Raw genomic sequence first — 9,526 nt, 5'->3', positions numbered from 1 at the left:
CGCCAATGCCAGGACCCTGGCGGCGCTCGCCCTGGCGCCCGCCGCGAGCGGCACTGCCGAGCCGGTCGCCGACCTCGCGCGCCTGCTAAAGGCCAACCTGCAGTTGCTGCGTCCCCTCGAGCAGGCGTCCCCGGACGGCTTCGACAGCCCGCTCGCCGCCTACGCGGCGGAGCAGCACCGGGCCCAGGAACTGGCGGACAAGCTGCAGGACGGCTGGGAGGTCTATGCCGGCCGGCTGACCGCGGCCCAGATCTCGGGGGCCATGCCGGCCGGAGGCTTCCGCCCCTCCGACCGCAGCTGGTCCCTGCAGCGCCCCTCCGGGGCGGCGACTGCCGGCTTCGGCGACCTCGTCTTCGAAGCCGGCTCCGACGCCGCCGGCATCTATGCCGAGATCGGCATCGTTCCGACCGAGGCCGGCCCTGGCGACGCCGTGCCGCCAGCCGCGGCGGACGAGGCGCGTGCGCAGCCCATGCCGGCGGCCGACGCCGAGGCGCCGGCCTGGGTCGTGCAACCCGATGCACGCGGCCTCCCCGCCGCAATTGCCGCCAATACCGACGCGCACAGCCTGACACGCATCGAATCCGTCAGGATCGACTGCCACAGCGACGGGACGCTGCGCTACACGATTGGCGCCGAGGAGGATTTCACCGAGTATCGCGTCTATGCCAGCGCCGCCGATTTTGCCGTGGTCCGCGCCTCCGCCAACGCCGTCACGGGCGGGCAGGCGCTGCTCATGTCGGATGTGCTCAGGATGGCTTTCGAGTGGGCGAGCCGCGACGTTTCGCTGGCTACGCCGATGATCATTTCCCCGAGCGACGCACCCGAACTGCGGGTGGCCCTGCCGGTGCGCAACTATCTGCAGGCCCGCGGCACAGTCCTCGATGGCTGCGTTCCGTGGACCGAGCCGCCCTCCCCGGCCGCCACGGCGACGGCGCCCGGCGGCGGAGCCTCGGTGCAGTCACCGACACCGTATCCGCGGCCAGCAAACCGCCCATGATTGGCCGTACCTGTGACATATTTGCAATCGACTGGTCGAAATGCGCCGCAATTCCCCACGCGCGGTTGTGCAAGTCAGCCGGCTTCGGCACAAATGTTGTGGGGAAGTCTAGTGGGGACTCGGATGATCAACTTTCGTGGAGCGGCGACGCTCCTGGCGTTCCTTGCTCTGGGATCGGCGCAGGCTGCCGACCTGCCGGGGCAGTTCGCCATGGGCGGTTGCCCCGTGGCGGGCGCCTCGTCCCTTGCCTTTTCACCGGTGGAGCAGATCGAAGATCGGGTCGCCGACTTCTATGCCGATGCCTCCGCCGCCCTGGACAGCCAGGGGGTCCTGCTCTCGCGCTCACCGGCATTCCTGTGGGCCCGCGAAGCCCGGTTCCAGTGTGGCAAGGCCATCAGCTACCTCAATGGCGGGCATGTCGACGTGCAGTCGGTGCAGAAATGCGACTGCGCCCATGCCCGGCTGGCACAGTATCGGTAGGTGGCGGCATGTCAGAGGGACGTAACTTGAAGATCCTGCGCAACGCGCTCCTGGGAACGCTCGCCGGCCTGCTGCTGGCGGGGGGCACCGGCGGCGCAGCCGCCCTGACCCTGGCGGAGGCGGCGAAAGTCGCCATCGAGTCCAATCCTGAAATCGGCCAGGCCGCCGAAAACCGGGAGGCGATCGAGTTCGAGCTCCGCCAGGCGCTGGGCCTGTACCTGCCGCGCGTGGACCTCGAGGCGTCGGTGGGCGTCCAGTTTCTCGACAATCCGTCCCGGCGCGCCGGCGGCATTGCCGATGATCCGCTCTATCCGTCGCAGATCGGACTGACCGCGAGCTACGACCTGTTCGACGGCGGCTTCCGACAGGCCGAGGCCAACCGGCAGGCGGCGCGCGTCGACGGCGCCTCGTTCCGCGTGCTCGAGCGCAGCGAGTTCATCACGCTGCAGATCACGAGGCTCTATTTCGAGATCGTCCTGCAGCAGCGCATCATCGACCTCAGCCGCCAGAACGTCGCCTTCCACGAGACCACGCTGGAGAACGTCGCGGCGGCGGTCGGCAGCGGCACGCTGACCGAGGCCGATCGCCAGCAGGCGCTGGAGCGCCTCAACGCGGCGCGGGCGCGCGTCGCCGAGGCGGGCGAGGAACTCGAGGCCGCCAAGATCGAGTTCTACAAATATGTGGGCCTGCCGTTCACCGACCCGAAACTGCCGGGTCGCATCGGGGCCGCGCTCCCCGACAGCCTGGACCAGGCCATCGCGGCCGGGCGCATCAACAATCCGAGGGTCCTGCTCGCGGGCGCCGACATCGACGCCGCCGCCGCAGTGGTCGAGGAGTCGCGAAGCGGCCAGTTGCCGAAGCTCACGCTGGAGGGCCGTGCCAACACCGGATGGGACGTGGGCGGTGTCAACGACGCCACCACCGACATCCAGGGGCGCCTCGTATTCCGCATGAACATCTTCGACGGTGGCATCAAGAGCGCCGAGGTCCAGGAGAACATGCGGCGCGAGAGCGAGGCGATCCTCGCCCTGTCGCAGGTGCACCGCGAAGTCGAAGAGGCGGTGCGCATTTCCTGGAACCGCATGCAGCGGCAGGCCGAACTGGCCGGCGCCTATCAGCAGCAGCTCGATGCTTCTGCCGGGCTGGTCGGGTCGTACCAGGAACAGTTCGATGTCGGACAGCGCTCGCTGCTCGACGTGCTCGACGCACAGAACACCCGCTACAATGCGCAGGTGCTGTTCGAGACCGCGCAGTTCAGCGTCCGTTTCGCCGAATACCGGTTGATGGCCGCCTGCGGGCTGTTGCTGCGGCATCTGCGCCTCGAAGCGCCGGCCCAGGCGGACGCCTATGCGCGGGGCCGGCTGGGTACGCCCAATTACGAGGAGGCCGAGCCGGGCGTCCGCAAGCCGGTGGACCTGAGTTCACCCTTCGACCTGACGCGCTTCGTCAACTGACGCAAGCCTTCCGGCCCGACCCGGAACCTTGGCGGCGGCAGGCGCCGTCAGCAGCGCCCGCCCGGCGTTCCGGCGGCCGGCGGGTTGCGCCAGGGCAAACCCGGCGCGCGGCGCGGGAGTGTATGCATGTGTCGTTTCCCGGGCCCAGCAGTTGATGGTCAGCAGCAAGGACAACACGACGGGACTTCTGGCGAAGGTCGCAAGGCGGTCGGCGAGACCTGAGGCGCGACCGACGACGCCGGACGAACCCGCCGCCGCCCCGCAACCACGCGACGGGCCTGCCGACGAGGCGACGCCGGACGCGGTCCTCGGCGTCGTGCAGTATCTGGCAGGCCTATGGGGCAAGCCGGCGTCGAAGGATGCCATCACGGCCGGCCTGCCGCTCGACCGCGGACGGCTGACCGAACGGCTGCTCGCCCCGGCGCTGGAACGCGTCGGCTTGCAGGTGCGCACGGTGCGCCGCTCGCTCAGGCAGCTGGGCGAATTCGAGATGCCGGCGATCTTCGTGACCCGCCAGGGCGAACTGAGGGTTTGCGTCGGCCGCGAGCCCGGCGGCGGCCTGCGCTGCTACAATGCGGAAGCGGGCTTCGAGCAGGTCTTCGACGGCGCCGCCCTCGACCTGCGCATGCGCCGCACCCTGCTGCTGGTGCAGCCGGTGTACGAAGCGGCCGCGGCCACGACGGCCAGGGCCCGGCGCCACTGGCTCGCGGCGGCCTTCAGCGGGCACTGGACGAGTGCCTTCTACGTCATGCTCGCCGCGGTCTTCATCAATCTGTTCGCCGTGGCCTTCCCGATCTTCACCCTCAACGTCTATGACCGCGTCCTGCCCAACGCGGCCACTGCGACCCTGTGGGTGCTCGCCATCGGGCTGATGCTGGTGCTGGTGTTCGACACGCTGCTGAAGCTCGCCCGTGGCGTCATCATCGACTATGTCGGGCGGCGCATCGACTACCGCCTGTCGGGCCTGCTGTTCGACCGCGTTCTCAACGCCCCGCTGGCAGCGCGTCCGGCCTCGACGGGCGCGTTCATCAGCCGGGTCGCGCAATACGAGGTGCTGCGCGACTTCCTCGCCTCCAGCACGCTGGTGCTGTTCGTCGACGTCATCTTCATGGGTCTGTTCGCCTACGTCATCGGCGTGCTCGTGGGGTGGCTGGTGGTGTTCCCGCTGATCGCGGGCGTGATCGCCGTGCTGGTGACGCTGGGCATCGGCCTGCGGTCGGGGCGCAGCGTCGAGGCCGCCCTGGCCGAAGCGGCGCAACGCAATTCCCTGCTCGTCGAGGCGCTCACCGCCCCGCAGACCATGAAGGCGTCCCGTGCCGAAGGCGAATTCCTGCGCCGCTGGGAAAGCACGGTCCTCGCCACCTCGGCGACGCAGAGCCGCATCAAGTGGTACCAGTCGCTGGCCACCAACATCACCGCCGTGACCAGCCAGGCGGCGATGCTGAGCATCGTCATCGGCGGCACCTATCTGTTCGCCGACGGGCAGATCTCGATGGGCGCGATCATCGCCGCCATGATGCTGTCCAACCGCCTGATCGCGCCGATTGCTCAGATCTCGGCATTCCTGCTCAAGACCCGCGGCGCCGCCGAAGCCTTCCGGACGCTGGCCGCCATTTTCGAACTGCCGGACGAACGCGGGCAGGCCGAGCGCTACGTCAACCGCGAGATCACGCAGGGCAAGGTGGAGTTCCGCAAGGTCCGCTTCGCCTATCCCGGTGCCAGGACCCACGTGCTCGACGGCGTCTCCTTCACCATCAATCCGGGCGAGAAGGTGGGCATCATCGGCCGCATCGGGTCGGGCAAGACGACCATCGGCCGACTGCTGGTGAACTTCTACACGCCGAGCGAGGGGGAGATCCTCGTCGACGGCATCGCCATCGACCAGTACCACCCGCACGAGCTGCGCCGGCAGGTCGGCCTCGTCATCCAGGATCCCGAACTGTTCAGCGGCACCGTGCGCGAGAACATCCTGCTGTCCAAGCCGACTGCAACGGAAGCCGAACTCGTCGACGTGGCACGGCGCGCCGGCGTCGAAGCCTTCGTCGCGCGCCACCCGCTGGGCTATGACCGGCCCGTCGGCGAGGGCGGGGCACTGCTCTCCGGCGGCCAGCGCCAGGCCATCGCGCTGGCGCGCGCCATGCTGGTGCGGCCCACGATCCTGTTCCTGGACGAGCCGTCGAGCTCGATGGACCTGGCCACGGAGCGGCAGCTCATCACCCACCTGAGCGCGAGCCTCGCTCCGGAGCACACCGTCATCATCGCAACGCATCGCTACAGCCTGCTGGCGCTGGTGACGCGGCTGCTGGTGATCGACGGCGGCCGCATCGTCGCCGACGGTCCCCGGGACGCGGTGCTGCAGCAGCTGAAGTCCAAGGGAGAGCCGACGTGAGCGCCCCGGCCGCGCCGCGGTCGAGCCGCTTCGCGCTGGCCGCCGACCGGCCGCCCCGCGGCTGGCTGTTGGTGATCGTCGTCGTCGGCGCCTTCCTCGTCCTGGGGGGCGTGTGGGCCGCCCTGGCCGAGGTGGACGAGGTCAGCCGCGCTCCCGGCCGTGTCATCCCCTCCGGCAAGACGCAGGTGATCCAGAGCGCCGAGGCCGGCATCGTCGCCGAGATCCTGGTGCGTGCCGGCGAGCAGGTGAAGGCCGGCCAGCGGCTCATCCGCCTCGACGATACCACGACGTCCTCGTCGGCCGGCGAGGTGGAGGCGCGGGTGCGCGCCCTCGAGGCCCAGGTGGCGCGGTTGCGGCTCGAGCAGGCCGGCGGCACGGCGCTCGAATATACCTGCCCCGAAGCGGTAAAGGCGGCCGCGCCCGGCGTCTGCGAGAACGAAGCGAACCTGCTGGCGGTGCGGGCCCAGGCCCTGGCCCAGGGCAAGGAGGTCCTGCAGCAACGCGTCGAACAGCGCCGGCGTGAACTCGGCGAGGTACAGTCCAACCGCCAGCGCCTCGAGCAATCCCTGGCGCTCGCCCAGGAGCAGCTCGACCTGCTGACGCCGCTCGCCCAGAAGGGCCTGGTGGCGCAGACCGAATTCATCGCCGCCCAGCGTGACGTGAACGACCTCGGCGGGCAGGTCGCCGCGGCCGACGAGGCGACGGGCCGGCTCGAGGCCGCCCTCGCCGAGGCCGAACTGCAGGTGCAGCAGGCCGAGCTGCAGTTCCGCCAGGATGCCCTCAACGATCTCACCCTGCGGCTCGCCGAACTGGCCTCGGCCGAGGAGCAGCTGCGCGGCGCCGCCGACAGGGTGTCGCGCACCGATATCCGCTCCCCCGTCGACGGGGTCGTCAACAATCTCGACGTCAACACCATCGGCGGCGTGGTTGCCGCCGGGGCGCGCCTGCTCGACATCGTGCCGGTTTCCGACACCCTGCTGGTCGAGGCACGGCTCAAGCCGTCGGACGTCGCCTTCGTGCTGCCCGGCCAGAAGGCGATCATCAAGCTGACCGCCTATGATTTCTCCGTCTTCGGCGGGCTGACCGGCATCGTCCGGAACGTCTCCGCCGACAGCATCGTCGATCCGCAGACCCAGGAGACCTATTATCTGGTGCTGGTGCAGGCGGACTCGGCAACGCTCTCCTATCGCGACAGGCAACTGCCGGTGCTGCCGGGCATGGTGACCGACGTCGAGATCCTCACCGGCAAGAAGACCGTCCTGCAATATCTGCTCAAGCCGATCAACAAGGCCCGCGACGAGGCGTTCCGTGAACGATAGCGCGTCTTCGGCCGACCTCATCCCCGTGCACGCGCCACGCCCGCATGACGGCCTGATCGAGGCCGCGGCGCCGCAGTTCCGCACCGTCAGCACGCAGCACGGGCGCACCGGCATCCGTATCGAGCGGGTATTCTGGGACGGCCTCGACCGGTTGAGCCGCGGGCAGGGGCGCAAGCGCCGCGAGCTCGTGGGCGAGATCATCGCGCTGGCGCGGGCCGCCGACATGCCGGTGGCCAGCGCGCTGCGCTGCTACGTGGCCGCCGCCCAGCGGTCCGAGCTCGACCGGCTGCAGCAGCTTGCCGGCACCGTGCAGGCGGTCCGCCTGCTGCAGGCGGGCCCGGTGCCATCGTTTGCGCTCAACCGCCACAAGCGCCTGCTGCGCGCCAACCCGGAGTTCGTGCACTATCTGCGCCGGCTCTTCGCCCAACCCACGGTGAGCGTTTCGCCCGAGGTGGCGCAGCTGTCGCTCGAGCGGCCGCTCGGGCAGCTGTTCGATGAACTGGCGGACGACGGCACGGCGACGCGTTGCCTGGTGACCATCCGCGTCGGCGACCAGCTGCGGCGGGCAACGTGCCGGATCGTGGCGGCGCCGCCCTTCCCCGCGCAGGCCCTGGTCGGCTTCGTCCTGAGCGAGCTGCCGAAGTGAGCCACGTTCCCCGGCACTGGCAGGAAAGCCTGGGAGCCCTGGGCCGGGTGGCTGCGGCGGCGCTGTTCGCGGCAACCTTGGCGGCGTGCAGCAGCGCCGGCATGCTGGCGGGCGCACCCGCCGGCGCCCCGGCCGGCGAGGCCGCTGCCCCGGGCCAGTTCGGCACCGGCCCGCGGATCGTCGGGGTCCTCGCCTTCACGGAACCGGGCAACCTCTCGGACGGGGCTGACGACAGCATCGTCCGTGCCGCCCGGCTGGCCGCCGGGGCGCTCACCGGCAATCCGGTGACGGTGCTGGTGCGTACCGTCGCCACGGCCGCGGACGCCAGCACCGCGGCAGGCGAATTCGCCGCGGCGGAGGCCGGCATCATCATCGGCCTCGATGACGCCGCCACGGCCCTGCAGGTGGCGAAGTCGCTCCCGCCCGGGCGGACGCCGAGCATCTCCCTCACCAGCTTCTCCGACCTGGCCTACCAGCTCTACGGAGCGGGCTTCGTGGTCAACGAGGAGGCCGTCGCGCTGGTCAACGAACTCGCTAGGCGGGGCCACGCCTCGATCGCGGTGGTGAGCACGCAAGGCCGCGCCAGCCAGGCACTCACCAAGGCCGTGCTCGGCCTGGCGGCCACCGCCGGCATCGCGGCGAGGCCGGTCGATGGCTCGACCGACAGCCAGTTCCTCGCCGGCATGAGCGCCCTCGCCGACGCCGGCGTCGCCCCGGCGGCCGTCGTGTTTGCCACTGGCCCGCAACGGGCCGCCGCCATGCAGGCGACGCTGCGTGCCGATCCGCGGTACGCCTCGGTGGCGCTGGTGGGCAATGCCGGCTGGTCGCTGACCTCCCAGCTGCCCGCCGCGCTCAAGGGCGCCTGGCACACCGCCCTTGCCGGCGCCAGCCTCGGCGACTTCGCCGAGCGGTTCAAGGCGGCCAACGGCACCGCGGCGACGCTCAACGCCGCCATGACCTACGACCTGATCGTCCTGGCGGCGGCCCTGCCCCAGGCGATCAAGGAGGAGCCCTATCATCCCGAGATTCTGACCAACCCCCAGGGGTTCAAGGGCTTCACCGGGCCGTTCCGTTTCGGCCCCAACGGCATGCTGGCCGCACGGCGCTACGAGATCGTCGAGGTCAGGTGATCGATACGCATAACCCGATATGCGTGTCGGTTAAGGTTACGCAAATATTTCCGCCTATTGCATAGCCGCATATGCCTTCCGGCGCGTCCTCCGTTGCCAAACCGCCCCACGCACTCGAAGTTGGCCGGTAAGCGACAGTTAACCATTCCGGGGGCACGCCATGGCCGCACGCATCGACTTCGATCCTTCCATGACCAGTGAGCCGGAGCACGGTCTGCTGGCTGCCGGCAGCGCCGGCTCCGTCTCCCGCGGTGGCGATGCGGCAGCCGCGCCCACCGAGCCCCCCGCCGATGCCGAAATGCCGGCGGCCGGCGCGCGCGACGTCGTCGCGATCGAGGAGGGCGCCATCCTTCGCCTGCCGGAGGGGGCGAGCATCGACAGCCCGCGCGTGAACGGCGCCGATCTCGAATTCGTGCAGCCGGACGGCTCGGTGATCGTCGTGCCCGGCGGCGCCGTCACCGGCCTCACTATTTTCATCGGCGATGTCGAGATCCCGCCGCAGACCGTAGCGGCGCTGTTCGAAGCCAGCGGCATCGAAACGGCAGCCGGCCCGGCGGCAGAAGGGCCTGCCAGTTCGGGCGGCAACTTCGCCATTCCGCCGGGCGGAATCGGCCCGGCCCTGCCCTATGGGCCGCTACTGCCGCCCACCGAGCTCGGTTTCGGCCCGCTCGATGAACTGCCGCGCTACGAGGGCCTGCTGGACGACAGCGAGACGCCGGAAAACGGCCTGCCCGGGCCGATGGCGGCCGAGCTGGCGGCCGTCGTCGAGGATGAAGAACTTGCGAACGGGATAGACGAGCCCGACGATGCCGTGCCCGACCTGACCGATGTGGTGAGCGGCAACGTCAGCGACAACGGGGACTGGGGGGCGGACGGGTTCGGCCGCATCACCCAGTTCGCGGTCGGCGCCAATGCGGCGGTGGCGGTGCCCGCGGGCGGCTCGGTCACGGTGTATTTCGACCAGGCCGGGGCCTATCTGGGCACCGATGCCACCGGGGCGGCGGCGAGCCTCGTGGTCGACAGCACCGGCGCCTACAGCTTCACCCTGCTCGACAACCTGCTGATCGCCGGCTCCGGCGAGCAGGTCGACACCCTCGGCGAGGTGCTGTTC

7 protein-coding genes and 1 pseudogene are annotated in these 9,526 nt (G+C 70.2%); all 8 read left to right on the top strand.

Annotated elements, in window-relative coordinates; genetic code table 11:
- The coding region (locus tag VGD93_RS06075; protein WP_395010225.1) for a hypothetical protein at positions 1-997 on the top strand (997 nt) is incomplete at its 5' end.
- A gap of 123 nt (positions 998-1,120) precedes the next feature.
- Entirely contained in the window at positions 1,121-1,477 is a 357-nt protein-coding gene (locus VGD93_RS06070; protein ID WP_395010223.1) for a hypothetical protein, read from the top strand.
- A 26-nt stretch (positions 1,478-1,503) separates the two neighbouring features.
- The gene (locus tag VGD93_RS06065; protein WP_395010220.1) at positions 1,504-2,931 is read left to right on the top strand and encodes a TolC family protein; all 1,428 of its coding nucleotides are present in this window, start codon (positions 1,504-1,506) and stop codon (positions 2,929-2,931) included.
- A 154-nt stretch (positions 2,932-3,085) separates the two neighbouring features.
- Positions 3,086-5,320, top strand: coding sequence for a type I secretion system permease/ATPase (locus VGD93_RS06060; protein ID WP_395010217.1), 2,235 nt, complete (start codon positions 3,086-3,088; stop codon positions 5,318-5,320).
- Positions 5,317-6,639, top strand: a complete 1,323-nt coding sequence (locus VGD93_RS06055) for an HlyD family type I secretion periplasmic adaptor subunit (protein WP_395010215.1) — start codon at positions 5,317-5,319, stop codon at positions 6,637-6,639. The genes VGD93_RS06060 and VGD93_RS06055 overlap by 4 nt, the downstream gene beginning before the upstream one ends.
- Positions 6,629-7,285 (top strand): ribbon-helix-helix domain-containing protein, encoded by a 657-nt coding sequence (locus tag VGD93_RS06050; RefSeq protein ID WP_395010212.1) that lies wholly within the window; start codon positions 6,629-6,631, stop codon positions 7,283-7,285. Before VGD93_RS06055 ends, VGD93_RS06050 begins: the two co-directional genes overlap by 11 nt.
- A complete protein-coding gene (locus VGD93_RS06045; protein WP_395010210.1) occupies positions 7,282-8,415 on the top strand; it encodes a hypothetical protein in 1,134 nt (377 codons plus the stop codon). The genes VGD93_RS06050 and VGD93_RS06045 overlap by 4 nt, the downstream gene beginning before the upstream one ends.
- Before the next feature lie 160 nt (positions 8,416-8,575).
- Positions 8,576-9,526: pseudogene (locus VGD93_RS06040) on the top strand (hypothetical protein); the annotation flags it as partial.

This window comes from Devosia sp. (assembly GCF_036406155.1).
Classification (GTDB): domain Bacteria; phylum Pseudomonadota; class Alphaproteobacteria; order Rhizobiales; family Devosiaceae; genus Devosia_A.
This window is presented reverse-complemented; position numbering and strand designations above follow the sequence as displayed.